This is a genomic window from Streptomyces sp. NBC_00887 (assembly GCF_045207585.1).
This window is the reverse complement of the sequence record NZ_CP108788.1, coordinates 5,992,598-6,018,753: the sequence shown is the minus strand read 5'-3', so window position 1 is coordinate 6,018,753 and position 26,156 is coordinate 5,992,598. Positions and strand designations below refer to the sequence as shown.

Annotated in this window: 31 protein-coding genes; 16 read left to right on the top strand and 15 right to left on the bottom strand. The window is 70.6% G+C overall.

Translation table 11 applies throughout. From position 1 onward, the window contains the following. Nucleotides 1-179: 179 nt before the first annotated feature. From OG844_RS27580 to OG844_RS27570, 3 genes are read left to right on the top strand one after another with little or no spacing between them, the layout of a single operon-like run. Complete coding sequence (locus OG844_RS27580) at nt 180-875, top strand: class E sortase (protein ID WP_406393891.1); 696 nt, start codon at nt 180-182, stop codon at nt 873-875. 23 nt (nt 876-898) lie between these two features. Further along, entirely contained in the window at nt 899-1,366 is a 468-nt protein-coding gene (locus tag OG844_RS27575; protein ID WP_406393890.1) for a cyclic nucleotide-binding domain-containing protein, read from the top strand. A 54-nt stretch (nt 1,367-1,420) separates the two neighbouring features. Next, nucleotides 1,421-1,663, top strand: a complete 243-nt coding sequence (locus tag OG844_RS27570) for a hypothetical protein (RefSeq protein WP_406393889.1) — start codon at nt 1,421-1,423, stop codon at nt 1,661-1,663. A gap of 28 nt (nt 1,664-1,691) precedes the next feature. On the opposite strand, the gene OG844_RS27565 is transcribed toward OG844_RS27570, so the two are convergent. Further along, on the bottom strand, nt 1,692-2,492 hold the full coding sequence (locus OG844_RS27565; protein ID WP_406393887.1) for a transglycosylase family protein: 801 nt from the start codon (nt 2,490-2,492) through the stop codon (nt 1,692-1,694). 124 nt (nt 2,493-2,616) lie between these two features. Between OG844_RS27565 and OG844_RS27560 the strand changes: the two genes are divergently transcribed. After that, on the top strand, nt 2,617-2,982 hold the full coding sequence (locus OG844_RS27560) for a PH domain-containing protein (protein ID WP_406393885.1): 366 nt from the start codon (nt 2,617-2,619) through the stop codon (nt 2,980-2,982). Between the two features lie 42 nt (nt 2,983-3,024). Here OG844_RS27560 and OG844_RS27555 read toward each other — a convergent pair whose 3' ends face one another. Beyond that, nucleotides 3,025-3,762, bottom strand: a complete 738-nt coding sequence (locus tag OG844_RS27555; RefSeq protein ID WP_406393883.1) for a peptidoglycan recognition protein — start codon at nt 3,760-3,762, stop codon at nt 3,025-3,027. A gap of 73 nt (nt 3,763-3,835) precedes the next feature. Continuing rightward, nucleotides 3,836-4,480: a ScbR family autoregulator-binding transcription factor gene (locus OG844_RS27550; RefSeq protein WP_406393882.1), complete on the bottom strand. Its 645-nt coding sequence runs from the start codon at nt 4,478-4,480 to the stop codon at nt 3,836-3,838. A gap of 104 nt (nt 4,481-4,584) precedes the next feature. Here OG844_RS27550 and OG844_RS27545 point away from each other — a divergent pair, with 104 nt between their 5' ends. Beyond that, a complete protein-coding gene (locus OG844_RS27545) occupies nt 4,585-5,493 on the top strand; it encodes a ScbA/BarX family gamma-butyrolactone biosynthesis protein (RefSeq protein WP_406393880.1) in 909 nt (302 codons plus the stop codon). A 20-nt stretch (nt 5,494-5,513) separates the two neighbouring features. Here OG844_RS27545 and OG844_RS27540 read toward each other — a convergent pair whose 3' ends face one another. Both OG844_RS27540 and OG844_RS27535 read right to left on the bottom strand, forming a co-directional pair. Further along, nucleotides 5,514-6,278, bottom strand: coding sequence for a glucose 1-dehydrogenase (locus OG844_RS27540; protein WP_406393879.1), 765 nt, complete (start codon nt 6,276-6,278; stop codon nt 5,514-5,516). Nucleotides 6,279-6,299: 21 nt separating this feature from the next. Next, nucleotides 6,300-6,890: a ScbR family autoregulator-binding transcription factor gene (locus OG844_RS27535; protein ID WP_406393878.1), complete on the bottom strand. Its 591-nt coding sequence runs from the start codon at nt 6,888-6,890 to the stop codon at nt 6,300-6,302. A 189-nt stretch (nt 6,891-7,079) separates the two neighbouring features. Here OG844_RS27535 and OG844_RS27530 point away from each other — a divergent pair, with 189 nt between their 5' ends. Both OG844_RS27530 and OG844_RS27525 read left to right on the top strand, forming a co-directional pair. After that, the gene (locus tag OG844_RS27530) at nt 7,080-7,988 is read left to right on the top strand and encodes a zinc-binding alcohol dehydrogenase family protein (protein ID WP_406393876.1); all 909 of its coding nucleotides are present in this window, start codon (nt 7,080-7,082) and stop codon (nt 7,986-7,988) included. 52 nt (nt 7,989-8,040) lie between these two features. Next, on the top strand, nt 8,041-9,120 hold the full coding sequence (locus tag OG844_RS27525; protein ID WP_406393874.1) for an acyltransferase family protein: 1,080 nt from the start codon (nt 8,041-8,043) through the stop codon (nt 9,118-9,120). Nucleotides 9,121-9,182: 62 nt separating this feature from the next. Here OG844_RS27525 and OG844_RS27520 read toward each other — a convergent pair whose 3' ends face one another. The 4 genes from OG844_RS27520 to OG844_RS27505 form a co-directional block, all read right to left on the bottom strand. Further along, nucleotides 9,183-9,491: an SCO5918 family protein gene (locus OG844_RS27520; protein ID WP_329209320.1), complete on the bottom strand. Its 309-nt coding sequence runs from the start codon at nt 9,489-9,491 to the stop codon at nt 9,183-9,185. Nucleotides 9,492-9,542: 51 nt separating this feature from the next. Beyond that, nucleotides 9,543-11,105 carry a DEAD/DEAH box helicase gene (locus OG844_RS27515; RefSeq protein ID WP_406393873.1) on the bottom strand — a complete coding sequence of 521 codons (1,563 nt, stop codon included), beginning with the start codon at nt 11,103-11,105 and terminating at the stop codon, nt 9,543-9,545. A gap of 317 nt (nt 11,106-11,422) precedes the next feature. After that, nucleotides 11,423-11,626 (bottom strand): cold-shock protein, encoded by a 204-nt coding sequence (locus tag OG844_RS27510; protein WP_031090619.1) that lies wholly within the window; start codon nt 11,624-11,626, stop codon nt 11,423-11,425. Nucleotides 11,627-11,927: 301 nt separating this feature from the next. Then, nucleotides 11,928-12,272, bottom strand: coding sequence for a MerR family transcriptional regulator (locus OG844_RS27505; RefSeq protein WP_406393870.1), 345 nt, complete (start codon nt 12,270-12,272; stop codon nt 11,928-11,930). A 342-nt stretch (nt 12,273-12,614) separates the two neighbouring features. On the opposite strand from OG844_RS27505, the gene OG844_RS27500 reads away from it, so the two are divergent. Both OG844_RS27500 and OG844_RS27495 read left to right on the top strand, forming a co-directional pair. Next, nucleotides 12,615-13,229 (top strand): hypothetical protein, encoded by a 615-nt coding sequence (locus OG844_RS27500; RefSeq protein WP_406393868.1) that lies wholly within the window; start codon nt 12,615-12,617, stop codon nt 13,227-13,229. A gap of 3 nt (nt 13,230-13,232) precedes the next feature. Continuing rightward, nucleotides 13,233-14,081: a GNAT family N-acetyltransferase gene (locus OG844_RS27495; protein WP_406393866.1), complete on the top strand. Its 849-nt coding sequence runs from the start codon at nt 13,233-13,235 to the stop codon at nt 14,079-14,081. A 4-nt stretch (nt 14,082-14,085) separates the two neighbouring features. Here the strand turns inward: OG844_RS27495 and OG844_RS27490 are convergent, their stop codons facing one another. Together OG844_RS27490 and OG844_RS27485 are read right to left on the bottom strand one after the other, a co-directional pair. Beyond that, nucleotides 14,086-14,496, bottom strand: a complete 411-nt coding sequence (locus OG844_RS27490; RefSeq protein WP_406393864.1) for a hypothetical protein — start codon at nt 14,494-14,496, stop codon at nt 14,086-14,088. An 85-nt stretch (nt 14,497-14,581) separates the two neighbouring features. Continuing rightward, complete coding sequence (locus OG844_RS27485; protein ID WP_406393863.1) at nt 14,582-15,316, bottom strand: alpha/beta fold hydrolase; 735 nt, start codon at nt 15,314-15,316, stop codon at nt 14,582-14,584. Nucleotides 15,317-15,477: 161 nt separating this feature from the next. Here OG844_RS27485 and OG844_RS27480 point away from each other — a divergent pair, with 161 nt between their 5' ends. From OG844_RS27480 to OG844_RS27470, 3 genes are all read left to right on the top strand, one after another. Further along, complete coding sequence (locus tag OG844_RS27480; RefSeq protein WP_406393861.1) at nt 15,478-15,963, top strand: peroxiredoxin; 486 nt, start codon at nt 15,478-15,480, stop codon at nt 15,961-15,963. 105 nt (nt 15,964-16,068) lie between these two features. Then, nucleotides 16,069-16,590 (top strand): hypothetical protein, encoded by a 522-nt coding sequence (locus tag OG844_RS27475; protein ID WP_406393860.1) that lies wholly within the window; start codon nt 16,069-16,071, stop codon nt 16,588-16,590. A 75-nt stretch (nt 16,591-16,665) separates the two neighbouring features. After that, nucleotides 16,666-18,105, top strand: coding sequence for a flotillin family protein (locus tag OG844_RS27470; protein WP_406393858.1), 1,440 nt, complete (start codon nt 16,666-16,668; stop codon nt 18,103-18,105). Between the two features lie 73 nt (nt 18,106-18,178). On the opposite strand, the gene OG844_RS27465 is transcribed toward OG844_RS27470, so the two are convergent. Beyond that, a complete protein-coding gene (locus OG844_RS27465) occupies nt 18,179-18,607 on the bottom strand; it encodes a DUF6892 domain-containing protein (RefSeq protein WP_406393857.1) in 429 nt (142 codons plus the stop codon). Nucleotides 18,608-18,747: 140 nt separating this feature from the next. Between OG844_RS27465 and OG844_RS27460 the strand changes: the two genes are divergently transcribed. Beyond that, nucleotides 18,748-19,218: a cation:proton antiporter regulatory subunit gene (locus tag OG844_RS27460; protein ID WP_406393855.1), complete on the top strand. Its 471-nt coding sequence runs from the start codon at nt 18,748-18,750 to the stop codon at nt 19,216-19,218. Between the two features lie 2 nt (nt 19,219-19,220). Continuing rightward, nucleotides 19,221-20,474, top strand: coding sequence for a cation:proton antiporter (locus tag OG844_RS27455; RefSeq protein ID WP_406393854.1), 1,254 nt, complete (start codon nt 19,221-19,223; stop codon nt 20,472-20,474). Nucleotides 20,475-20,546: 72 nt separating this feature from the next. Here OG844_RS27455 and OG844_RS27450 read toward each other — a convergent pair whose 3' ends face one another. Continuing rightward, entirely contained in the window at nt 20,547-21,617 is a 1,071-nt protein-coding gene (locus tag OG844_RS27450) for a PucR family transcriptional regulator (RefSeq protein WP_406393852.1), read from the bottom strand. Nucleotides 21,618-21,939: 322 nt separating this feature from the next. Between OG844_RS27450 and OG844_RS27445 the strand changes: the two genes are divergently transcribed. Next, nucleotides 21,940-22,578 carry a hypothetical protein gene (locus tag OG844_RS27445; RefSeq protein ID WP_406393851.1) on the top strand — a complete coding sequence of 213 codons (639 nt, stop codon included), beginning with the start codon at nt 21,940-21,942 and terminating at the stop codon, nt 22,576-22,578. A 65-nt stretch (nt 22,579-22,643) separates the two neighbouring features. Next, nucleotides 22,644-24,626, top strand: coding sequence for an NAD-binding protein (locus OG844_RS27440; RefSeq protein WP_406393850.1), 1,983 nt, complete (start codon nt 22,644-22,646; stop codon nt 24,624-24,626). Between the two features lie 34 nt (nt 24,627-24,660). Here OG844_RS27440 and trpS read toward each other — a convergent pair whose 3' ends face one another. Both trpS and OG844_RS27430 read right to left on the bottom strand, forming a co-directional pair. Continuing rightward, entirely contained in the window at nt 24,661-25,728 is a 1,068-nt protein-coding gene (trpS, locus tag OG844_RS27435; protein ID WP_406393849.1) for a tryptophan--tRNA ligase, read from the bottom strand. Nucleotides 25,729-25,903: 175 nt separating this feature from the next. After that, nucleotides 25,904-26,032: a DUF6126 family protein gene (locus tag OG844_RS27430; RefSeq protein ID WP_406393848.1), complete on the bottom strand. Its 129-nt coding sequence runs from the start codon at nt 26,030-26,032 to the stop codon at nt 25,904-25,906. Nucleotides 26,033-26,156: the final 124 nt, after the last annotated feature.

Below are 26,156 nucleotides of genomic sequence, written 5' to 3'. Positions count from 1 at the left end.
CGGGGAAGAGCTCCGGGAGACGACCGCGGAGGAGGTGCGCGACCTGCTCGCGGCCCCGGAGCCCGGCTGAGCGGGACCCGGCAGGAGCGCCCGACCGGGAAGCGGTGGTGTACTGGGAGGAGCGGGTCGTGGACCGCGGTCCGCTCCGGCACCTGCCGACAACCGATCCGGATCTCCCCATGCACAGTCTCCGAAGAGTTCCCCGGGCGCTCGCGGGCGCGGTACTCGTGGCCCTGGCCGCAGGCTGCTCGGCAGCGACGGCCGGACAGGCCACAGCACCGGCCCCCGTCCTGGCCGCAGCGCCGGCCGCACCGGCACCGACCACAGCCCCGGCGCAGCCACCGGCCGACCGCACCGATCCGCGGACCGAGACCGCGACGCTCTCCATCCCGTCGATCGGCCTCACCGCTCTGCGTGTGGTCCCGTACGAGGGGACGACGGACGACTGGCCGGGGACCCGCATCCAGAACCGCGGCGTCGCGGCCAGCCCGTACGGCAAGGACGGCGGCGTGGGCCCGGGCGAGGTCGGCAACTATCTCGTGACGGCTCACCGGCTCTCCGCGGGCGGCCCCCTGCGCGAGCTCCCGTCCGTGGGCAAGGGCGACTCCGTCTTCGTCACGGAGGGTGGCACGGTGTACGAGTACCGGATCACCGAGTCCAGGACGACCTCCTTCCGGTCCGAGCGCTCCCTCGCCGAGCAGCGTGCCGAGGTTCCCGGTTCCCCGGGGGAGAACCCGACGAAGGCGATGATCACGCTCTCCACCTGCGCCACGCCCGAGGACAACGCGGCGGGCAACTTCTGGCGGGACGACAGGGACAATCCCGAACACCGCATCGACAGGATCGGCGTACTGGTGGCCTCGCGGCCGTCATGACGTCTCACAGGAGCGAGGCCCTCATGCCGAAGACCAGGAGTCTGCTGGACGCGCTCCCGTCCGAGAGCCGGGCTCGCCTGCTCGCCGGGGCGTCGCACGAGGTTCCCCTGGTGCTGGACGCACGCGTCTTCGAAGAGGGCCGTCGGGCCGACCGCTTCTGGATCATCCGGTCCGGCCGGGTCGAGATCGACCTCCGGGTGCCCGGGCGGCGTGCGGCGGTCGTCGAGACGTTGGGCCGGGACGACCTCCTCGGCTGGTCGTGGCTCTTTCCTCCCCATGTGTGGCACATGGGCGCGCATGTCGTTCATGCGGGACGGGCGGTGGAGTTCGACGCGGCAGCCGTCCGTGCCCTGTGCGAGGGCGACGCGGAACTGGGCCGTGCGGTGTACAAGTACGTCGCCGAGACGGTCGCGGAGCGGCTGTACGGAACCCGTGAGCGGCTGATTCAGCTGTACGGGCCTCAGAAGGGGACAAGCACTCCGGAAGATTGAAGTAAAAACTACGGAAAAGTTTCGACTTGTCCGCTGTAGGGCTACCGTAAAAGCATGGCCAGAATCGAGCGCAAGCACGAACGACAGGCGGAGCACGCGTGTCCGGCCTGCAAGCACCACGTCGAGACGGAGCTGAAGCGACACAAGACTCTCGGAATCTTCGTCCCCGTATGGGGTCCGGGTCCGTGCCGGAATCCCGAGTGCACGGCGTACGTGGCCGAGGCGGAGGAGACCGGGGCAGCGAGTTCGGGTAGGGCCGCCCGTACCCACGGGGACACTGCCGTCTCCGGCCGATGACCCGCACCACGAGCCGGGCATGCCTGGCTCAGATGGTCAGCCGGAGACGCTGACCGGGGTAGATGAGGTCCGGTCCCTCGTCGAGCATGTCGCTGTTGATCGCGTACAGCGCGTCGGTGCCACCGGGTACGTCCGCACGCTCGGCGATGACGGAGAGGCAGTCACCCGGCTCGACGACGTAGCTCCGCTCACCGGCGAGATCGTGGGAGTCGACGGCCTCAGCGGCCTCCACGGTTTCGGTGGCTCCGCCGGCTTCATGGGCTTCGGACGCCTTGGGGGAATGGCTCTGCGAGTTGCTCGAACTGCCGCTCGACTGCCGGTTCGGGGTGGCCTGCGCCGTCTCGTTCCGCTGGGCGGTGCTGCCGGACTGCGGAGTCGACGACCGGTTGGCGCCGAGGCGTCCGCAGGTGGGCCAGGCGGACAGCCCCTGCGAACGGGCGACGCGTTCACCGACGGCGATCTGTTCGGACCGGGAGGCGAGGTCGGCGCGCGGCGCGTACTGCCCGCCCCCGTACGCCCGCCAGGTCGAGGGTGCGAACTGCAGGCCCCCGTGGTAGCCGTTGCCGGTGTTGATGTTCCATCGGCCGTTGCTCTCGCACTCGGCGATGCGGTCCCAGTCGGTGCCCGTGACGAAGGCCGGAGCGGCGAAAGTCTGCACGGTGGCTGCCCGGACGGTGACCGCCTGGGCGGGGGCTGCCTGGGCCGGGGCGACCCGGGCCGCCGGCGTCTCGGCGGCGCTGCGGCCCGCCAGGCCCAGCACGCTCAGCAGAATCAGCAGAAGGGCGAGCGCCGATTCGACGGGCCGCTTGGCGAGGGGTGATGCCGGCATGACGGTATTCCTCCGCTGTGCTCCGAAAGCTTTCAAGGGCACGTACAGATAAGCCGCCGATATACTTTTTGATGGGCTTCGACGCGTTCAACGCCCGCACATTCACTCGGGTGGAGGCTTTCGCATGGCACTGTTCGGCAACGCTCACACGGTCGACCCGGCCGCGGCACAGCGGGACTACGCACGGCTGCTCGGCCAGGGCGAGCAGATACACGCCGCGTACCTGCTGATCCGCGACACGATTCTGTTCACCGACCGCAGGCTGCTCCTCGTCGACAAGCAGGGGATCACGGGCAAGAAGGTCGAGTACCACTCCGTCCCGTACCGCAGCATCACGCACTTCGCGGTGGAGACGGCCGGCACGTTCGACCTCGACGCCGAGCTCAAGATCTGGGTCTCCGGCACCTCCGTGCCGATCCAGAAGACCTTCACCAAGGGCGTCGACATCTACGAAGTGCAGGCGATCCTGACGCAGTTCGTGGCGCGCTAGGGGTACCTCGTACGGATCGGATCGGGACGCGGGGACCGGGCATCACGCGCGCGGTGCCCGCAGCCTGGCCATCTCCTCGCGAATCGCGGGCAGTTGCGCGTACAGCTCCTCGCCGGGGCAGCTGGTCTGGTAGGTGTCCCGGTGGCCGGACACGGCGTGGAGGCGGACCACCTCACCCCGCTCGTACAGGCTCTCGTCGTTCGTCGAGACCATCCGTACGGTGCCCATCGGGTCGATGCCCCTGCGCAGCTTCCACGCGCCCACCTTCGCGATCCCCTCGATGAGAGCCAGCGGTACCGGCACCCCGGGCCCGAAGTTCCCCAGGGCCGCGATCCCTACGCTGTGGGCGTTGAAGCCCGTGGTGTGCGCGCCGCGTACGGACCGTCCGACTCCGCCGGCCCTGCCCTCGTAAATGGTCCCGCAGCGGTCGACGACGAAGTTGTAGCCGATGTCGTCCCAGCCCTCGCCTGAGACATGGTCCTCCTCCATCGCCCGGAGCATCCTGGGGGCATCGGCGCAGTCGTAGTAATTGGTGTGGTTGGTGTGGTGGACGAAGACCGCGTTGACCGCACCCGTGTACGTGGCGTGCTCCTTGACCAGGCTCTCGTCCGCGTGCCAGGCTGTCCGGCTGACGATCGTCGGCTGCGGGGCCGCGGCGGGCGGCGTCTCGGGCTTGGCGGTGGTCGGCTCGGGCGCGACAAGCCGCACCGGCGCATCCCGGAACACCAGGACGGTCAGCGGCACCACCATGGCGCCCAGGGCTGTTCGACGAAGCCACATAGGGCCACCCTGCCCCCTGACCAGCCACTTCGCAGTCGCGCGGCACCCAGTCGGGTGAAGCCGGAACGCCTGGTCAGGACGCGGCGGCCGTCCTGCTCTCCTCGAGGAGACGCTGCGCCCGGTGCGGGGAGATGTCCAGCCGGGCCAGCACACCGGGAACGGCGTTGTTGGGAAGGATGAGCTCGAAGAGGGCGGAGATCTCGGCGACCAGATCGGGTGGCTCCGCCATCGACTCGGTCACCAGCTGGACCCCGGTCCATGCCCCGACGAACAGCCGCGACGTCATGACCGGATCGACGTGCGGAAGCAGCTCGCCCCGCTCCTTGGCCTCGACGAGCATCTCACTGCCCAGGGCGATCCAGTCCGGCCAGCGGGTGCCGAACAGACCACGCGCCCGAGGGTCGACGGACAGCCGGATCGACGCGCTGAGCATGGGTTCTCTGGGCAGCCGATAGGCGAGCAGAAGCGCCGTGTCCACCCATTCCTGCAGCTTGAACGTCTGGGGTGTGACGCCCTCCGCGGTCACCGCCTCTTCGAGGACGCCGCGGGCCAGCTCTTCCTTCGAGGTGAAGTGGAAGTACAGCGCGCCCCTCGTGAGACCTGCCCGTTCGAGGATGGCGGCGATCGTCGCGGCGTCGTAACCGTGCTCGTCGAAGACCTCGGCAGCGGCCTCGAGGAAGACTCTGCGCGTCCGGATCGCCCGTTGCTGTCTTGCCAACTCGCGCTCCCCTTGACTTGACGTTGCGCTCCGTCGAAAAATACCGGTGAACCGGTATCATATCAGCGCCGGGGGCCCGCTTTGCGCAAGAGTCCGGGGGGACCGTGCCAGAAGTACCTGCTTTCCCGCATCCGCCACACGTCGACGTACGGGTCGGGGTACCCAAGGAACACGTCCACCTGGGCCGCGATGCCACGGTTTTCGTCACCGGATGGCGACGCCTCGCAGACGGCGAGTTCTCGCTCACCGCCCGGTGGCCCTCTCCCGATGACGGACTGCGCTATGACCCCCGGGTACTCACGCAGACCATCCGGCAGAGCGGCCTGGCCATAGCGCATGCAGCGTACGGCGTTCCGCTGTCGCATCAAACCCTGCTGCACTACTTCGACTTCACGGTCGTCCCGGGATTCCGGGTACCCTCCGGCCGGCCGTCCGCCCTCGGTGTCAAGATCTCCGTCTCGGAACCGAGGAAGAACAGACGGGCCGTAAGTTCCCTGGGGATGGATGTACAACTCTTCCAGGACAACACCGTGGTGGCGCGGGCCGATTCGGAGTTCGGCTGGATATCTCCTGCCGCCTATCGCCGACTTCGCGGCGAGAACCCCACGGCAGGCTGGAGCGAATGGCCCCTGCCCGCGCCGATAGACCCCGGGACCGTCGGCCGGACGAGCGGCACGGATGTGGTCCTGGCACCGGGCGAGCGGCCGGACCAATGGCAACTGCGCAACGACACCGAGAACTTCCTCCTGTACGACCACCCGGTCGACCACGTACCCGGGCTCGTCCTCACGGAAGCTGCCCACCAGGCCGCGCAGGCCGTGCTGCACCCCCTCCCCTTCGAACCCACCGCCGTCGCCAGTGCCTTCGTGCGGTACGTCGAGTTCGACCGGCCCTGCTGGATCGAGGCGGAGGTCGTACCCGCCCCCGGCCCCGGGCAGTCCGCCGTTCTGGTCACGGGGACGCAGGACGGGCAGACCGTGTTCCGGGGCCGGCTGAGCGGGCCGTGCGGCTGACAGGCCCGAAGGCCGTCGGCTCACTGGTTGATGAAGCCGCCGTCCACCGGCAGGACCGTGCCCGTGAGGAACGGGCAGCGGTCGCTGAGCAGCCAGGCGACCGCGTTCGCGATCTCCTCCGGCTCGGCCGTACGGCCCTGCGGTGTGGCGCCGTTGACCATCTCCTCCAGACCCGGGTTGCGCCCGAACCAGTCGGCGGTGATCTCGCTGCGCGTCGTACCGGGGGCCACGGCGTTGACCCGGATTCCCTGCTTGGCGTATTCGTCGGCCGCGGCCCGGGTGAGCCCGACGACCGCGTGCTTGGCCGCTATGTACGGTGCGGCGGCGGGAATGGCCACCAGGCCGCCCACACTGCTGTTGTTCACGATGGAGCAGGCCCCGCCGTTCGTCAGCATGGCAGCTATTTCGTAGCGCAGACAGTTCCAGACGCCCCGCACATTCGTGTCCATGACGGCGTCGTAGACGTCATCGCCCATCAGATGCAGCGGAGTCCGGTCGCCGCCGAGCCCCGCATTGTTGAATGCGGAATCGAGGCGCCCGAAGGTGTTCACCGTGAAGTCGACTGCTCTGGCAGCGTCCTCGGCCACCGTGACATCACAGACGACATGGGCCGCCTGGCCGCCTTTGTCCCGCAATTCGGATGCCAACGCGGCCAGCCGGTCCTCTCTGCGCGCGGCGAGCACCACCGTCGCGCCTTCCTGGGAGAAGACGCGTGCCGCGGCTGCGCCGATACCACTGCTCGCCCCGGTGATGAGGACGACTTTGCCGTTCAGGAGATCGCTCATGGCCGCAGTCTCGCAGGCATGTCAGGGCCGGACCATGGCCGTGCCGATCCGCGGCAGCAGCAGATTCCAGAACCGGTCGACGGCCTGCCGCGGCGACCAGTCCGCGTCCGCGCGGCCCAGGGCCTGCGCTCCCACCACCACCGCGGTCACGGCGGACGCCAGGTCGTCGATGAGGACGTCCGCCGCCAGGACGCCTTCGGCGCGGGCGCGGGTCAGCATGGAGCGGACCCAGGTGTGCCACACCCTCCACAGCGCGACGTCCTCCTGCCAGGCGGCGTCCCCGGCGAGGCCGAAGCCGGCGCGCAGCACGACGTCCTCGGCGAGCCGGCGGGCCAGGACGTGCGAGGTGTCGACCAGATTCCGCAACGAAGCGGGCCGTTCGCAGGGGTGCGGAGCGAGGATGTCCTGGAGGATCCGGGCCGCCTCGGACTCGACGGCGGCGCCCAGCGCGCGCTTGCTGCCGAAGTGGAAGTGCAGCGCACCGCTGCTGACTCCGGCTCCGACACTGATCTCCGTGAGTGACGACGGAGCGAACCCACTCCGGTCGAAGGCCTCGGCCGCCGACCGGATCAGCTCCTGCCGCGTGCGTACCGCGCGGTCCTGCTTGGCCATCCTGGCGCTCCGGTGAGTACGGGGTTCCGATGGTTGCGGAGCGGCTGCCCATGCGGCGCAATCAGGAAGCCACTCAGAGTGACCACTCTAACAAACCGGATGTTCCGTTTTCTGTCCCGTCCTCCGAAGGTGGCTGAAAGCCGCTTCCCTGACGCCCCGCCCCGCCGGTCCACCGCGATACCGTGCGACATGCTCGCCATCCAGTTCGACCGCTTCGGCGGTCCCGAAGTCCTCCGGCCCACCCAGCTGGCCACCCCCGTACCGGGCCCCGGCGAGGTGCTGATCACCGTCGAGGCCGCCGGGGTGAATTTCGCGGACACCCACCAGGTGGACGGCTCCTACCTGACGGCCGACGCCCTTCCGTACGTACCGGGCAGCGAGGTCGTCGGCCGTACTCCGGACGGCAGGCGGGTCCTGGCCCGGGTTTCGCGCGGGTACGCGGAGCAAGTGGTCGCCAAGGAGTCCGCCGTGCTGGACATGCCCGAGGGGCTGGGCGCCGCCGAGGCACTCGCCCTGCTCGTGCAGGGACTCACGGCCTGGCATCTGCTGCGCACCTCGGCCCGGCTGCGTACCGGCGAGACCGTCGTCGTCCACTCCGCCGCGGGCGGTGTGGGCAGCCTCGCCGTCCAGCTGGCCAAGGAGTTCGGCGCGGGCCGGGTGCTCGCCCAGGTCTCCTCCCCGGCCAAGGAGCGGCTCGTGCTGGACCTCGGCGCGGACGCGGTGATCAGCTACCCCCTCCAGGAGAAGGCGGACGTCGTCCTGGACGCCGCCGGTGGCGAACTCTTCGACCAGGCACTGGCCTCGCTGGCGTCCTTCGGCCGCCTGGTGACCTACGGCAACGCGTCCCGCACCGGCTTCACCCCGGTGGACCCCGCCAGGCTCGGCCGGCTCAACGCCTCCGTGGTCGGATTCTGGCTGCGTCCCACCCTGGCGGTGCACGGCGCCGTCTCCGGGCCGGTCAAGGAACTCTTCGCCCTCGCCGCCGCGGGACGGCTCAGGCCCGTGGCCGGCGGCAGCTACCCGCTCGCCGAGGCCGGCCGCGCCCACGAGGACCTGCTGGCACGCAGGACGACCGGCAAGGTGATCCTGGTCCCCTGACGGGCATCGGCACGTGGCCCGGGGCGGTTGCGCGGGTGATTAGGGTGGCCGGATGCCGTCCTTGACCTCACTGACTCCGGGCCCGGCCTCCCCGGGGGCCACGCCCCCGGCCGCGCCCCGGGCCGGCCGCGATCCGTACTTCGACAACGCGAAGTACCTGGCGATCGTCCTCGTGGCGATGGGGCACGCGTGGGAGCCGATGCCCGGGAGCGGCCGCCTGGTCGAGACGCTCTACACCTTCGTCTACACCTTCCACATGCCGGTCTTCATCATGATCGCCGGCTACTTCTCCCGCAGCTTCGACCTGCGTCCCGAGCGGGTGTGGAAGCTCGTCACCAGCCTGGTCGTGCCCTACGCGGTCTTCGAGATCGCGTACACACTGTTCGAGCGCCTCACGGGGACCCCGGACTTCCCGCTGAGCCCCCTCACGCCGTACTGGCTGCTGTGGTTCCTGCCCGCGCTGTTCCTGTGGCGTCTCACCACGCCGATCTGGCAGACGGTCCGGTGGCCCCTGGCGTTGTCCCTGGCCGTCGCGGCCATGGGGGCGGTGACCAGCAACATCGGCGGTGATCTGCAGCTCCAGCGCGTCCTGCAGTTCCTGCCGTTCTACGTACTCGGCCTGCGGCTCCGGCCCGCGCACTTCGACCTGGTGCGCAGCCGCGCCGTGCGGATCGCCTCCGTGCCGGTCTGCCTGATCGCCCTGGCCGCGGCGTACTGGGCTGTCCCGCGCACGACGACCTCGTGGTTCTTCCGGCGGTACGGCGCCGAGCAGCTCGGCTCGCCCGCCTGGACGGGTGCTCCGGTGACCCTGCTCCTGTTCGGCTGCGCCGTCGTGCTCAGCGCCTGCTTCCTGGCCTGGGTGCCGAGCCGCCGGCTGTGGATGACGGCGCTCGGCGCGGGCACGCTGTACGGCTACCTGCTGCACGGCTTCGTCATCAAGGGGGCCATCCACCTCGACCTCTTCGAAGCCGACGTCGTCTCCACCCCGCCGGGCCGGATCGCGGTGTCACTCGCCGCTGCGGCCGTCGTCACGCTGCTGTGCAGCCCGCCCGTACGGCGGGTCTTCCGGTACGTGGTGGAGCCCCGGCTCGACTGGGCGAAGAAGCGGAACCCGGATCCGGCGGCCTCCTGACGCACCGCACCCCCTGGGCCCGGACGGGCCCAGGGGGTGCGGTTCTCACCGGACGGGCCGGTTCAGACGTTGCCGGGCGTTCCGAGCATGGCGGACGCGTTCTCCAGCGCGGTGAGGGGCACCGCGGGGGCGGGCACCTCGGCCGGACGGCAGGTGAAGCCCAGGCGCGCCAGCGCCCTGGTCACCTCGGCGGCGCTGAAGTCGCGGCGGTCCTGCCGGGTGATCACTTCCCCCACCTGCTTGACGGGGTAGACGCGGCGGCTGATGACCACCGCGTCACCGGTGACGGGTTCGGGCTTGATGCCCTTCATCGAATCCTCCACCTCGTTCTTGAACAGATCGAAGGGGAAGCGGGCGATGACACAGCGCATAGTGCCTCAACAGGGTCGAAGAGAAAGCCGGGAAGGGACTGACGGTCCGGTCTAGGCGGCCCGGTCGGACCGACGCAGCGCGGCAGCCGCACGCGCCTCGGGGTTCGCGGTGCTGGTGTTGGAGCGGCGGCCCTGCGGGGGCCTGCTGCCGCGCCGGCGCGAGGAGGAGCCGTTGCCCTTGCCCCGCTCCGTCAGCGGCGCGGAGATGGTCACGGGGACGCCCGAGGGCGCCTGCGCCCCGGTGATGCGGCTGAGCTCGGCCTCGCCGGAGCGGACCTGGGCGACCTGCGGGGTGATTCCCGCATCGGCCATCAGACGGGTCATCTCGCGGCGCTGGTTGGGCAGCACCAGCGTGACGACACTGCCGGACTCCCCGGCACGGGCGGTACGGCCACCGCGGTGCAGGTAGTCCTTGTGGTCGCTCGGCGGGTCCACGTTGACGACGAGGTCGAGGTTGTCGACGTGGATGCCGCGTGCCGCGACGTTCGTGGCGACCAGCACCGTGACGTGGCCGGTCTTGAACCGGTCCAGGGTGCGGGTGCGCTGCGGCTGCGACTTGCCGCCGTGCAGGGCGGCAGCCCGTACACCGCTGTTCAGCAGGTGGTCGGTGAGCTTGTCCACCGCGTGCTTGGTGTCCAGGAACATGATCACCCGGCCCTCGCGGGCCGCGATCTCGGTGGTCGTGGCGTACTTGTCGGAGCCCTGTACGTAGAGCACGTGGTGCTCCATCGTCGTCACCGCACCGGCCGCGGGGTCGACCGAGTGGACGACCGGGTCGTGCAGGTAGCGGCGGACCAGGAGGTCCACGTTGCGGTCGAGGGTGGCCGAGAACAGCATCCGCTGGCCCTCGGGGTTCACCTGGTCGAGCAGCTCGGTGACCTGGGGCATGAAGCCCATGTCGGCCATCTGGTCGGCCTCGTCGAGGACGGTGATGGCGACGCGGTCGAGCTTGCAGTCGCCGCGCTCGATGAGGTCCTTCAGCCGGCCCGGGGTCGCCACGACGACTTCGGCACCGCCACGCAGGGCGCTGGCCTGGCGGCCGATCGACATACCGCCGACGACCGTGGCCAGCCGGAGCTTGAGGGAGCGTGCGTACGGGGTCAGCGCGTCGGTGACCTGCTGGGCCAGCTCCCGGGTGGGAACGAGGACCAGGGCCAGCGGGCGGCGCGCGTCGGCGCGGTTGCCCGCGGTACGGGCCAGCAGGGCGAGGCCGAAGGCGAGCGTCTTGCCCGACCCGGTGCGGCCGCGGCCGAGGACGTCACGCCCGGCGAGCGAGTTCGGCAGGGTCGCCGCCTGGATGGGGAACGGCACCGTCATGCCCTCGGAGCCGAGCGCCGCCAGCAGGGGCGCGGGCATGTCCAGGTCGCCGAACGTCTCGGCGGCGGGAAGCGCCGGGGTGATGGTCACCGGAAGGGCGAACTCACCCGAGACGGAGGAGGACCGGCGGCCGTAGCCTCCGGAGCGTCCGCCGCCGGAGCGGCCCTGGGAGCCGGAGCCACCCTGCCGGCTGGATGCCGCCGAGCGGAATCCGTTGGCCGTGCGGCCGCTCTGGGACCCGCCGGAGCGGGTGCGAGAAAATCGGTCGTTCGTGCGAGCTGTGCGATCGCGGTTCAATGGAGAACCCTTCCCTCGAATGGCACGTATCGAGGGATTCTTTTTCCGGGCGGCTGCAGCCAAGTACGGCGCCAAGAATCGCAAGAACGAGCCGATGAAATGATGAAGAACGAAGCCCGTCCGCCGTTAATCAGCTGTACGCGGCGCTTCGGCATGACTGCAAAGGGGACTGCTCCGGCACGACCCGTGTGCACCAGAAATTCACGTACTGGGCCTACCGCGGCGACGACGCCGGGGTCACAGTGCCGGGAAACAACAACGAGCTGGGGCCCGCACCCCAAGGTGCGGGCCCCAGCTGCGCCATACGCCTGAGGTGATCAGGCGGGGGTGATGTTCTCCGCCTGCGGGCCCTTCTGGCCCTGCGTGACGTCGAAGTTCACCTTCTGGCCTTCCTGCAGCTCGCGGAAGCCCTGGGCGGCGATGTTCGAGTAGTGGGCGAAGACGTCAGCGCCGCCACCCTCCTGCTCGATGAAGCCGAAACCCTTTTCCGCGTTGAACCACTTCACGGTGCCAGTAGCCATGTCATATCTCCTTCGGGGCGTTGCCCGTGTCCCGCACTGTGCGAGCCACGTCGCCGCAAATGATTGCCCCGTCCGGAAGAAACCGGAAATACAAAAGTGCACCCACCCGAGTGAACCGGCGAGAGCACTTGAAGTTTTGGGAACCACAACTGCAACTGAGATCAACAGTAGCACGATTTGGGCAGGTGCGGGCTGTACGCCATATCACTCCGGCACCACTCCACTGCGCACGGTATAAACCTTCACCGCTCATTGCGCGTATTTCTGTGCTGGCGAAAACAGATATACACCTGCCCGCCGGTCAGGAATCGGCGGCGTTCCCGCCCACCACGGGCCTCCGCAGTTCCTCGTTGAGGCGCAGGGCCTCCTCGAGCTGGTCCTCCAGGATGACGATGCGGCAGGCGGCGTCGATCGGGGTGCCGCCGTCCACCAGCTCGCGAGCGCGGGCGGCGATACGCAGCTGGTAGCGGGAGTAGCGGCGGTGGCCGCCCTCCGAGCGCAGGGGCGTGATCAGGCGGGCCTCGCCGATGGCCCTGAGGAAACCCGGTGTCGCACCGATCATCTCCGCGGCCCGCCCCATCGTGTACGCGGGGTAGTCGTCGTCGGCGAAACGATCCGTGCCGTGCGAGGGGGTCTCCGGGGGCATCTGTACCTCATCTGCTGCGCGCCGACCCACTGATATGGCCCGGCTGCATAAGAAACCCTAGGTGTACGGGTAGATCATGTCTATCACCACTGGAATAGATTTCCCCGCTTCGTGGCGCCTCACCCGCACCGTGGCGCCGCCCGGACCGCTCCCGGGGCGCTGCGAGGATTCCCTCGAATGCCCCAACGCGACTGACCGGCCGGTCAGTTGTCCGCCGACCTGCCAGCGGTCATACTGAAGGAGTAGCCCTTCACGCATCCCCCGTCGTGAAGGGCTACAGTCACGCCCGGCCACCGGCATCACGGTTGCCGGCGGAGCCCGCGGAGCCCCGGAGAACACGGCATGAGCACCACCAGCAGGACCACGACGGCGGCCCGCACGGTCACGGACGTCCTCCAGCCCCGCAACGTCCTGCTCGCCGGCATGCTCGCCATCGGACTCGCGTCCGCCGGTGACTGGACCGGGCTGCCCTGGGGCCTCCTCGGCGCGCTCTGTGCCGGACTCGTCCCCGCCGGGTACGTGGAGTGGGAGCGCAGCCGCGGCACCTGGGGCGACCGCCATGTCGTGGACCGGACCCAGCGTGCGCCCATCTTCCTCGTGATCCTCGGCTCCCTCGGCGCCGGTTCGCTGATCATGGTCCTCGGCGGTGCCCCCACGGGCATCCTGATCGCGATGATCTCCCTGTGGGCCATGACGACCGTACTGCTGGCCGTCAACACGGTCTGGAAGATCTCGGTGGACTCGGCGGTCGCCTCGGCCGTGGTGGCCCTGCTCTGCGTGGTGCACTCCCCGTGGTGGCTGACCGCCTGCGTACCGGCGGTCGCCGTGTGCTGGTCGCGGGTGGCGCTGCGCTACCACTCGGTGGCGCAGACGGCCGCGGGGGCGTTCGTCGGTGCGGCGACCGCGGCGTTCTTCCTCCTCGTCCGAGCCAACGGGTCCCGTACCGGGTACATGTGATCCGTGCCGACATTCGAGATCACCACCGCGAGCGCCGATGACGTCGGAATGCTGGGGGACTGGGCCCATGACGAGGGCTGGAACCCCGGCCTCACCGACGACCGGGCCTTCTTCGCCGCCGATCCGTGCGGCTTCCTGATCGGCCGGCTCGACGGCGAGCCCGTCACGTCAGTCTCCGTCGTGCGCTACGGCGCCTGCTTCGGCTTTCTCGGCTTCTACCTGACCCGGCCGTCGCTGCGTGGCCGGGGGTACGGGACCCAGGTCTGGCGCGCCGGCCTGGCCCGGCTCTCCGGGCGCAGCGTCGGGCTCGACGGCGTACCCGCTCAGCAGGACAACTACCGCAGGTCCGGATTCCACACAGCCTGGAGCAACGCGCGTTACGAAGGAGTGGTGCCCCCGGACGTCGCACCGCCTGCCGGTGTCACACTCGTCGACGCCCGGACGCTCCCCTTCGGCCTGCTCAGCACGTACGACCGGCGCTTCTTCCCCGAAGCGCGCGACAGTTTCCTGGCCTCCTGGATCACTGCGCCCCGGCGCACGGCGCTCGCCGCGATCCGCGACGGTTCACTCGTGGGCTTCGCCGTGCTGCGCGCCTGCCGGGCCGCCTCGCGCATCGGGCCGCTCCACGCCGACTCCCCCGAGGTGGCCGGCGCCCTCGTGAGCGCGCTCACGGCAACCGCTCAGGACACCGCCGTCGCGATCGACGTCCCCGACATCAACCCGGCGGCCGTACGCCTCGCGGAACAGCTCGGCCTGGCCCCGTCGTTCGGCACGGCCCGCATGTACGCCGGGCCGGTACCGGAAACAGACCGGGCGGGCCTGTACGGCATCACCAGCCTCGAACTCGGCTGACCGATCACACCGACCGGCCGGAACCCACCCGTATCCGCCCGCGCAGCCGCTCCAGCACCCGGCCGCGCAGCGTCTCGTACTCCTCGCGGAGCCGTACGATCTCCGCCGGCCGGTCGATCACCGTGCCCCCGGTGACGACCTCGTGCGGTCCGAACTGCTCCCGGGTGAGGTCGATCTCGATGCCCAGGCCCAGCCTGTTCCACCAGTGGAAGTCGACCTGCTCTCCGTCGACCGACACCTCGCCCCTGATCAGCTCGCCGCCGAGCAGGTCGTTGACCACGAGGGCGGTGACCCCGCACTGGTCCCGCGCCGGGTTGTCCGGGTCCCACCGGGGCCGGTGCTCGGGCGTGGTCGTGTCCGCGTCCCAACTGCTGCGGATGGCGGCTTCGATGTCGGCGAGGAGCAGAGGTTCCATGGCGCCGATCCTCGCACCCGCCACCGACAACGGGCGCCGGAACCAGGGCCTGCGCCGTCCCGCACGCTTCGCCTGATGGCTGTTCTCAGGTGCGCGGCATTCCCCGTACCGGCCGCCGGCCGGGTCCGGCGGGGAGACTGTCCAGCGCCATGGTCCCGTCGGCCGCCGATGCGTCCACCGGCAGTTCCAGCGCGGCGGTGACCGCGTCGGGAAGCGGCCCGATTCCCAGCACCCCCCTGACCAGATCGGCCGTCAGGCGGTGCCAGGACGGTGCGCGCCGGAGCATCGCGTGGTCGCTGTCCCGGATGGTGACCAGGCAGGTGCGGGCACCCGCACGGCGGGCCCGGGCCGTGAGGGACTGGGTGGCCTGAGGGCTCGTCACGCGGTCCCGGGTGCTGTGGAGCAGGACGACGTCACGCCCCGCGAGCTGCGTGACCGGATCCCCCGGCGGGCACCACGGGGCGAGGCCCACCACCGAGCGGACCAGCGGGTGGCCGGCGGCGTGCAGAGCGGCACGCGCACCCATGGAGTGGCCCAGGAGGACCACGGGGATGTCGCCCGCCTCGCGCCGCAGGGCGTCCAGCTCCCGCACGACGTCGCGCATCGGGTCCTGGCGGGCGCCGTTCCAGCCGCGGTGGGTGTAGCGCACCCGGCGGACGCGTACACCGGCGGCGGGGCGGACGGCCCGGGCGACGGCGCGGGCGATCGGGAGCATCCGCAGGCCGGGCAGGTTCATGACGCCGAGCGGGGGCGGCGCCAGACCCGTCTCGTACCCGCCGTGCAGGACGAGCACGGCTGCGGACGGCGGTCGTTCGGCCACGCGTACCTCCGGGTCGGGGTGCGGAGCCCGTGCCCGCCCACTCCTCCCATATTCGGTGCCGGGCGGCGCGAGGATGGGTCGAACGTGTCGATACGTGGAAAGTACCGTTCACTGCACGAGGCACGGACCCACTCACGCACCGGACCGAAGGAGTTGCCGTCATGGCATCAGGACCCCAAATCGGCCAGAACGTCCAGGACTTCACGCTTCCCGGCGGAATACTGGCCGAGGACACCTTCGAGCGGCGCGACTACACGCTCTCCGCCGCACGCGGCCGGGCTGTCGTCCTCGCCTTCTACCCCGGCGACAACACGGCCGTCTGCACCAAGCAGCTCTGCTCCTACTCCTCCGGCCTCGAGACCTTCGAGGGCCTCGACGCCGAGGTCTGGGGAATCAGTCCACAGGGTGTGGACAGTCACGAGTCCTTCGCCCGCACCCACCAGTTGCGCATGCCGCTCCTGGCCGACACGGGACGGGACATCGCCCGGGCGTACGGGGTCGCGGCGCCGGGCATCGGAGTACGGCGTTCCGTGTTCCTGATCGGGCCCGACGGTGTACTGCGCTGGAAGCATGTCGCCCTGCTCGGCGCCACGTTCCAGTCGCTGGACACGCTCGCCGGGCACCTTTCCGGCATCAAAACCGCGTAAAGACTGCCGGACTCCGGCAGTATCCCTGGCCGGTGGTGTATGGGATCATTCAGCCAGTTCGACGGAAACATTTCGGGGGAAATCGAAAGCCGGGGGAGTGATCACGTGACCATATTTCTCGGTCTCGGCATTGCGGGAATCGCTCTTCTCACGCTCTCCCTGATCTTCGACGGGATCCTCGAAGGGCTCCTCGGCGACGCGCTGGGCGGGCTGCTGAACGGCTTCTTCGACGGCCTGCTCTCCCTGCCCGTCATCGCCGGCTTCGTCTCCATGCTCGGCTTCGGTGGCGCGATCGTCCTCGGCACCACCGGCGCGGGCACCCCGGTGGCCCTCGCCGCCGGTGCCGCGGCGGGGCTCGTCGCAGCCTGGCTGACCTGGAGGCTGAGCAGGGCCCTGATGCGGGATCAGACCACGGCCACACCGCGCGGCGAGGACCTCGTGGGCACCTCCGGATCCGTCGTGACCCCGATCCCGGCCGACGGCTACGGCGAGGTCCTGCTGCGACTCGCGGGCCAGACCGTGAAGTTCTCCGCGAAGAGCGAGGTACCGGTCGAACGAGGCGCCGAGATCTGGGTGGAGGCCACCCTCTCGACCACCTCGGTCACGGTCCGCCCCGTCGAGCGCTGACCGCCGCCTCGCCACACGTCTGTCCACCAGCTGAACGAGCTGCCACCCCGTCGGGGGGCAGGGGGGATCCTTCTCATGAGTCCAGTAGTGATCGCCGTCTTCGGCATAGTCGTTCTCGTCGTGCTCCTCGGCCTCGCGGTCATCACCCGCTACAAGGTCGCGGGACCCAGCCAGGCCTTCATCATCACGGGCCGCCGCGGCAAGAAGTCGACCGACCCGGTGACCGGCCGTACCAGCATCGACAACAGCGGCCAGAAGGTCGTCGTCGGCGGCGGTGTCTTCGTCGTGCCGTTCGTCCAGCAGAAGTTCACCCTGGACCTCTCCAGCCGGCACATCCCCGTCGCCGTACGCGGAGCCGTCACCCTGCGCGGCGTGAAGTCCAACCTCGAAGGCGTCGCGATCGTCAAGGTCGGCGGCAGCGAGGACGCGATCCGCGCCGCCGCCCAGCGCTTCCTCCAGCAGCAGAACGGCATCGTCGGCTTCACCCAGGAAGTGCTCTCCGGTGCCCTGCGTGCGATCGTCGGCCGGATGTCGGTCGAGGACATCATCCGCGACCGCGCCGCCTTCGCCGGCCAGGTCGCCGAGGAGGCCGAGGCCAGCCTCTCCGGCCAGGGCCTGATCCTGGACGCCTTCCAGATCCAGGACATCACCACCGAGGGTTCCTACCTGGAGGACCTCGGACGCCCCGAGGCCGCCCGCGCCAAGCAGGAGGCCGACATCGCCGAGGCCATCGCCCGGCGCGCCTCGGAGCAGGCCCGGCTGAAGGCGGCCGAGGAGATCGCCATCGCCGAGCGGACGTTCTACCTCAAGCAGGCCGAGATCAAGGCCGAGACGGCAGCCGCCACCGCCAAGGCCGACGCCGCCGGCCCCCTCGCCGAGGCGGCCCGCCAGCAGGAGGTCCTCGCCGAGCAGGAGAAGGTCGCCCAGCGCCAGGCGGCCCTGACCGACCGCGAGCTCGACACCAAGGTCCGCAAGCCCGCCGACGCCGCCCGCTACCGGGCGGAGCAGGAGGCCGAGGCTCGCCGCATCGCCCAGGTCAAGGAGGCCGAAGCCGACGCGGAGCGCTCCCGCCTGACCGGTCAGGGTGAGAAGCTCCACCGCTCGGCCCTCGCCGACGCCGTACGCATCGAGGGCGAGGCCGAGGCCGCCGCCATCGCCGCCAAGGGCTCCGCCGAGGCCGAGGCCATGCAGAAGAAGGCCGACGCCTTCGCCCGGTACGGCGACGCGGCCGTGCTCCAGATGCTGGTCGAGGTGCTCCCGCAGGTCGTCGCCAAGGCGGCCGAGCCGCTCAGCGCAATCGACAAGCTGACGGTCATCTCGACGGACGGCGCCAGCCAGCTGTCCCGCACGGTCACGGACAACGTGGCCCAGGGCATGGAACTGCTGAGCTCGACCACGGGCGTCGACCTGGGCGCGCTGCTGCAGAACCTGAAGGGCAAGGTCGGCGGCTCGGGGTCCGTGCCGGCGCCGGCCGCCCCCCAGCACACGAACAACAAGATCGAGGTCACGGACTGACGCACCCCCGCTCCCTCGGGCCCGGCGGCGATCCTTCACCGCCGGGCCCTTTCAATCGGCGGGGAGCACGGCGTCAGTCCACGGCGATCCCACGGGCCGCGAGGATCTCCGGTGCGCCGGGGACCCGCAGCTCGGCTATGCAGGTGATGCGCTCGAGGTTCGGCAGCAGGGCCAGGTCGTCGAGCGACCGGACGTCGAACAGGTCGTCCTCGCCGTCCCAGACCGGGGAGCACTCGCCGTACACCTGGTGCCCGCCGTCGATGAGCAGCGTGTCCACGCTCGCGAGCAGCTCGTCGCTGATCTCCAGCTCCTCGAAGAAGGCGCGGGACTCGTCGAGCACCGTGAACGCCAGGTCGTTGTCGAACACGTGGATCTGCACGTCCTCGATGCCTCTGGCGCGCATCCGCTCGTCGATGCTGTACGCCGGTACGAGTGTTCTGTCCACGTACATGAGCTTCTCGATGACCAGCAGCTTGAAGTTGAAGTCCTTGAAGTCAGCCATGCCCGGAGATCTATCACGCCGCTCCGACAGCGCCCCACCTGCTGCCACATGGCCGGTTTTCGTCGCCGGATAAGGTAATGGAAAGCTAAAAGGATCACCAAGACGCATCGCCGAACCGCCGCGCTCCTCGGGAGGAAGCCATGGGAACCCACCGAACATCGCTGCCAGGAGTCGGCGTCCAGTACGACTACACCACCGAGTCCGGACAGCACATCTCCGTGGTCGTACACCTCGACGGGCGGCGCTTCCTCGGGTTCTACGACAAGGACGATCCTGATGCGTGCCTGCTCTCCGTGCCCCTGACCACCGCTGAGGCCACCGGGCTCGCGCATCTGATCGATGCCGCGCCGATCGACGCCGTACGGACCGAGGGAATAGATCTCGTCACCGAGCACATTCCGCTCGGGACCCGCTCCCCGTACGGCGGGCGGGTGCTCGGAGAGACCAGGGCGCGGACCCGGACGGGCGCGTCGATCGTGGCCGTCCTGCGCACCCACAGTGCGCATCCGTCGCCCGGCCCGGACTTCCGGCTGGCCATCGGGGACACGCTCGTCGTCGTAGGCACCCGTGAGGGCGTCGACACGCTCTCCGAGATCATTGCGGAGGGCTGACCGTGCACGACACGACCGCACTGCTCATAGAGCTCGGCTCCGTCATTCTCGGGCTCGGCATCATCGGCCGCTTCGCCGGGCGGATGGGCCTCTCGCCGATTCCGCTCTATCTGCTGGCCGGGCTGGCCTTCGGGGAAGGCGGCCTGCTGCCGCTCGGCGCCAGTGAGGAGTTCACCGCCATCGGGGCGGAGATAGGCGTCATCCTGCTGCTGCTCCTGCTCGGGCTCGAGTACAGCGCGTCCGAACTCGTCACCAGCCTCAAGACTCAGTACCCGTCCGGGGCCGTCGACTTCGTGCTCAACGCGACGCCCGGGGCGATCGCCGGTCTGATGCTCGGGTGGGGACCCGTGGGGGCCGTCGCGCTGGCCGGGGTCACCTGGATCTCGTCGTCAGGGGTGATCGCCAAGGTGATGACCGACATGGGGCGCCTCGGTAACCGCGAGACGCCCGTCATCCTCGGTGTCCTCGTCATCGAGGACCTCGCCATGGCCGTCTATCTGCCGCTGCTCACGGCGATGCTGGCCGGGGTCGGTCTGGCAGGTGGCAGCATCGCCCTGCTGATCGCACTCGGGACCGTCGGGTTCGTGCTGTACCTGGCGCTGCGGCACGGGCGGCTCATCAGCCGTGCGGTGTCCTCCGACAATCCGGAGATGCTGCTGCTCGTCGTCCTCGGGCTCACGGTCCTGGTGGCCGGTGTGGCGCAGCAGTTGCAGGTGTCCGCGGCCGTCGGCGCCTTCCTCGTGGGTATCGCCCTGTCGGGCGAGGTCGCCGAGGGTGCGCGCAAGCTGCTGACGCCGCTGCGCGACCTGTTCGCCGCCGTCTTCTTCGTGTTCTTCGGTCTGTCCACCGATCCGGCGGACATCCCTCCCGTGCTGCTTCCGGCGGCCCTGCTGGCGATCGTCACGGTCTTCACCAAGATCGGCACCGGCTGGTACGCGTCGCGGCGCGCCGGAATCGGTCCGCGGGGCCGTTGGCGCGCGGGGGGCACGCTGGTCGCGCGCGGCGAGTTCTCGATCGTCATCGCCGGTCTGGCCGTGGCGACGGAACCGCGGATCGGGCCCATCGCCACCGCGTACGTGCTGATCCTGGTGATCGTCGGACCGCTCACCGCCCGCTGGACCGAACCGGTCGCCTCCCTGCTTCAGGCGAAGCTGGCCGGCAAGGCGAAGCGGCCGGCACCGGTCGTGGCGAGCAGCGGGCCCATGCCCTCGCACGACGACCTCACCCCGGAGCACGCAGGGCGCGACGCCGACTGAGACGGGGAGCGGGGGTGCCCCGTGGCCCTGATCCGCGGGGCACCCCCGGGGGACAGGGCCACCCTCGCCGCCTCAGAGCTCCTTCGCCGGCCAGTCCAGCAGCCGGGCCCCGATCACCGCGGTCTGAAGCGTGTAGCGGTGCATCGGATCGGACGGATCGGAACCGGTCAACTGGTGTATGCGCTCAAGCCGGTACGTCAGGGCGCGCACGCTCAGCGCCAGCCGGCGGGCCGTCTCGGCGGCGACACATCCCGCGTCGAAATACACGGACAGCGTCCGCAGCAGCGGTTCCGCGCCGCCCCGTGCCTCCTGGAGCGGGCCGAGCTCGCTGCGCACCAGGTCGGCCATCGCCTGCCGGTCCCGCGTCAGCACCGGGTAGACCAACAGGTCCGTGGCGTACAGCACCGGCTCGTCGAGCCCCATCCGCTGCGCCAGATCGAGGGCCTCGAGCGCCTCGTCGTACGAGTGGACGACGCCGCCGGGACCCCGGTGCGCGCGCCCGACCGCGACCTGGCCGCCGTCCGTCGCGGCGTGCGCCTGCTTGGCGAAGTACCTCAGGACGTCCGGCTGACTGCCGGGGGCGATGCAGACGAGGCGCCCGTCCTTCGTGGTGAGCAGGATCTTCCGGCCGCTGAAGCGGGTGAGCAGCGCCGTCTCCACACTCCGGGACACGGCGTCGGTCTCGGTGTACGCCTCCGGCCCCGTCGCCACGGCGACGGCGTGCGCCCGCGAGAGCCGCAGCCCGAAGCGCGTGGCGCGCTCCGCGAGCCTGCCCAGGTCGCTGCGCCCGTACAGCAGGTCGTCGATGAACTCCCGCCGCGCAGCTTCCTCGCGCCGTACGGTGAGCCGCTGCGCCCGCTCGAAGCCCTCCGCGAAGGCGTCGACCGCCTGTTCCACCGCGGCCAGCACGGCATCGGTGACCGCACCGGACCCGATCGCGGTGCGCGGCCACGCGGTGCGGGTGGCCGCCAGATGCAGATTCACCAGGGCGCGCAGCTGGTACCCGGCCTCCGCCGCCTCACGGCCCAGCGCCCGGCGGGCCTCCAGCTCGTCACGGGTGAGTCGGCGGCCGGTGTCCGCGATCTCGCCCAGCACGCGGGCGTGGTCCCCCAGGAACTCCTCGGGGATCTCCGGCTCTGCCACGGCTCACTCCTCCTGCGTTCCCCTGCGTCACGGCGCCGACCGGCGCCGACACCCCTCCAACGCACACGGCCGGGTGCCGGTGCCCGGCATCAGGATCTCGTAAAGACTGCCGGATTCCGGCAATGCGGGGAAAGGGCCCCGACCGGCACGATCTGTTCAGCAACACACGGGGGAAGCACGGGGTTGCGGGGGAAACACGGGGGACACGGGGAGAAGACCCGGCTGCTGCGGTGCCGTTCGCGGTGTCGCGGCGCCGGGGCCCCGTCGTACCCCGCCCCTCCCTGGCCGACAGAGGCGCGCAGCGTCGCAGGGGGTGAACCGGATGACCGAAATTCTTTCCGCGGCACTGACCTTTCCGGCCGTCGTCCTCGGAGCCGCCCTGGTCGTCGTCGTCTGCTTCTGGCTGCTGGTGCTGGTCGGGGCCACCGGAACGGACTCCTTCGACAGCGACCTCGACGCCGACGCGGCAGGCGTCGGCGGGGTACCGGTCGCCGTGTCCGCATCGCTCGCCGTCGTCATCGCCTGGTTCACCGGCCTCACGGGTTCGGTCCTGGTACAGCGCAGCGGTGTCACCGGCACCGCCCGCTCCCTGCTCCATGTCGCCGTCCTTGCGGGGGCGCTGCTGCTCGCCTGGGGGGTCGTCCGCATGCTCGTACGCCACTTCCGCCGGTACTTCCCGGCGGAACCTCCTCCATCGCGGCAGGACTTCCTGGGGCAGGTCTGCACGATCCGCACGGGGTCCGTCGGTGCCGACTTCGGGCAGGCGGAGGTTTCGGCGGCCGACGGCTCGACCACGATCGTGCAGGTCCGGCAGCCGGTGCCGTCGTCCGGTCCCGGCGAGGTGCTCGCGGCAGGCAGTACGGGGCTCCTCCACGCGTACGACGCCGAGGGCGAGTTCTTCCGGGTCTCGGCGTACGACGCCGCGCTCGCCCCGCGAACGCTGCCGCGCAAGGCCGGCTGACCGGCCGCTGCCCGCTCACCACGGTGAGCGAAAGCTGATGATCGAGATTCGGGAGAGGACAAGGCATGCTGGGTTTCGTGCCTCCCCTTCCTCAGCAGCCCCAACGACCCACCACGAGCGGCCACATGGTGGTCTGCGGCGACGACACGCTCGCCCGGCGCCTGGCCGTGGAGCTGCGCTATGTGTACGGGGAGCGGGTCACCCTGTTGCTCCCGCCGGGCCGCGACACCGGCCGCCCCGATCTGCCGTTGACCCAACGCGCGCGGGCGGCAGCCTTGTTCGGCCGCATGTCGGCGGCGATGAACCGCAGCGGCGGGGCGGGCGGGGCCGGTGACGGCGACACCAACGCCGGGGTCGAGGCCGTACGCATCATCGAGGCGCACGAGCCCTCCGACGACGTACTGGAAGAGGCGGGAGTCGACCGGGCCGCCGCGCTCGCGCTGGTCTACGACGACGACGAGCGCAACATCCGGGCCGCTCTGACGGCCCGCCGCCTCAACCCGCGCCTGCGGCTGGTCATCCGGCTCTACAACCGCAAGCTCGGCCAGCACCTGGAGACCCTGCTCGACCAGGCGGCCGCCGTCGCGATGCCGGGGCTCGACCCGGCCGCCCTGGACGCCTCCACGACCGTCCTGTCCGACGCCGACACCGCCGCCCCCGCCCTGGCCGCCACCGCACTGACGGGCAGCAGCAAGGTCATCCAGGCCGAGGGCCTGCTCCTGCGCGCCGCCGAGCGCACCCCGCCCCGGCAGGGCGAGCTCGCCGACCCGGGCCTGTGCACGCTGGCCCTGCTCTCCTCCACCACCCATGACCCCGCGGGCACCGAGGGCTCCGACAGCAGCGGCGAGGAAGGCCCCCAGCTCCTGCCCGACCATGCGACGGTGGCCGCGGCCACCGGCCGGGGCACGGTCGTCCTGGAAGCGATCAGCCAGGCGGGACCCGACCGCACGCCCACCCGGATGGGCGGCAGGGGCGCCCCGCTCGGCCACATCTTCTCGCGCCGGCTGCGCTGGTCGGCAGCGGGCGTCGCGACGGCCGTCGTGGCCCTGGCCGTCGCCTCGGTCGTCACGACCGGCGACAGCCCCGTACACGCCGCCTACCTGACCCTGCTCGACCTGCTCGCGATGGGTGACCCGGCGGACGGGGACAAGGACCCGGCGTCCCGCCAGATCATCCAGCTCCTCTCCGGAACGGCCGGACTCCTCCTCCTGCCGCTGCTGGTCGCCGCCGTCCTGGAGGCGTTCGGCTCGCTGCGCACCGCGTCCGCGCTGCGCCGGCCCCCGCGCGGCCTGTCCGGCCATGTCGTACTCCTCGGGCTCGGCAAGATCGGTACGAGGGTCCTCGTGCGGCTGCGGGAGCTGGACATCCCCGTCGTCGTCGTCGAGGAGGACCCGGAGGCGCGCGGCATCCCGCTGGCCCGCAGCATGCACATCCCGACGGTCGTCGGCGATGTCACCCAGGAGGGCGTCCTGGAGGCGGCCAAGATCCGCCGGGCCCACGCCCTGCTGGCCCTGACCAGCGTCGACACGACGAACCTCGAAGCCGCCCTGTACGCGCGTTCGGTGAAGCCGGACCTGCGGGTGGCGCTGCGCCTGTACGACGACGAGTTCGCCACCGCCGTCTACCGGACGCTGCGCACCGCCCACCCGCAGGCCCTGACCCGCTCCCGCTCCGTCTCCCACCTGGCCGCCCCGTCGTTCGCGGTCGCCATGATGGGCCGCCAGATCCTGGGCGCGGTCCCGGTCGAACGCAAGGTCATGCTGTTCGCCGCCCTGGAGGTGAGGGGCCATCCGCAGCTGGAGGGCCACACCGTCGAGCAGGCGTTCCGCCCGGGTTCCTGGCGCGTCCTGGCCCTGGACGCCACCCCGCCGGCCGACCGCCGCCCCGATCTCGCCTTCGGCCCCGACGCGACGGACCGGCCGGCCGGCCTGGTCTGGAACCTGCATCCGGGCTATGTGCTGCGGGCGGAGGACCGGGTGGTGATCGCGGCGACCCGGCGCGGGCTGGCGGAACTGCTGCGCAGGCAGCGCTCGATGAACCGTCTGTGACCCGTCGACGAGGCTCGGCCACGGGCCGGCGCGGCTAGCGGGGCGTGCCCATCGCGTCGCGCACCTCGTCGAGCGTCGCCTCGGCGATCGCGTTCGCCCGCTCGTTGCCCGCGCGCAGTACCGACCGCACGTACGTCATGTCCCGCGCGTACTCCGCCCGGCGGGCCCGGATCGGGGCCATCGTCGCGTTGACCGCGTCCGTCACGGTCCGCTTGAGCGCGGCACCGCCGCCGTTCCCGATCTCCTCGGCGACGTCGTGCGGGTCGCGCCCGAGGCAGAGCGCGGCCAGCAGCACCAGGCCGGACACCCCGGGCCGCCGTTCGGGCTCGTACGTGATGTGCCGCTCGGCGTCGGTGGTAGCGCCCTTGATCAGCCGGGCCGTCTCGTCGGCGTCCGCGCCGAGGGCGACGGAGTTGTTCCGGCTCTTGCTCATCTTGGTGCCGTCGGTGCCGAGCAGCAGGGGCGCGGCGGACAGCAGCGCGTCGGGTTCCGGGAAGACGTTCCCGTACCGCTCGTTGAAGCGGCGGGCCACCGTGCGGGTGATCTCCAGGTGGGGCAGCTGGTCCAGCCCGACGGGTACGAGGTTGCCCTTGCAGAACAGGATGTCGGCGGCCTGGTGTACCGGGTAGGTGTACATGAGCCCGCTGACCGCGGACTGCCTGGAGTGCGCGATCTCGTCCTTCACGGTGGGGTTGCGGCCGAGCTCGGCGACGGAGACGAGGGAGAGGAACGGCAGGAGGAGCTGGTTGAGGGCCGGTACGGCGCTGTGGTTGAAGACCGTCGTCCGGGCAGGGTCGATCCCGATGGCCAGGTAGTCCAGCAGCAGCCCCTCCACATGCTCGGTGAGCCGCTCGGCGACGTCCCGGTCGGTGAGGACCTGGTAGTCGGCGATCAGGACGAAGACGTCCACGCCGAGGTCCTGGAGGCGCACCCGGTTGTGGAGGGTGCCGAAGTAGTGCCCGAGGTGAAGGGCTCCGGTGGGCCGGTCACCGGTGAGGACCCGGAATCGGCCCGGGTCCTGCGCGAGCTGTTCCTCCAGCTCGGCGCTGCGGCGCAGGGCGGGTGCTGCGGGGCCGGCGGGCGGCAGGTCTGTGACGGTCACGTGGCTCTCCTCGCTGATCGCGTATGCGTGGAGGACGGCCCGCCGACGGACATCGGGGCAGCAAAAAAGGGCCGTCCATGTCGAACGGCCCTGGTTCCGTGCAGATGAAGGTGGCCGCTCCTAGGAGGAGCGCCACCGGTTCAGGCACGGGACGGAGGTCATGCGCCCACTGTAGTCACTTGTCCGCGTGGCCGCCCACGTGGAAGAGCAGCATGATGAACCCGGCGAAGAGGTGCGTCGCGAAGACGTAGACGAAGACGCGCAGGACGACACCGCGCTCCTTCCAGCTCTCGCTCTCGCTCATGACCCACCTCTTTCCGCTCCGTCACCGCGCCAGGCCCGGCTCCAGGGTACGCAGCCCCGGGCGGCTCGGAGCCCGCGGAATAGGGGGGCGGGGTCTCCCGTTGTAGGGTGTGTTCACTTAGTTC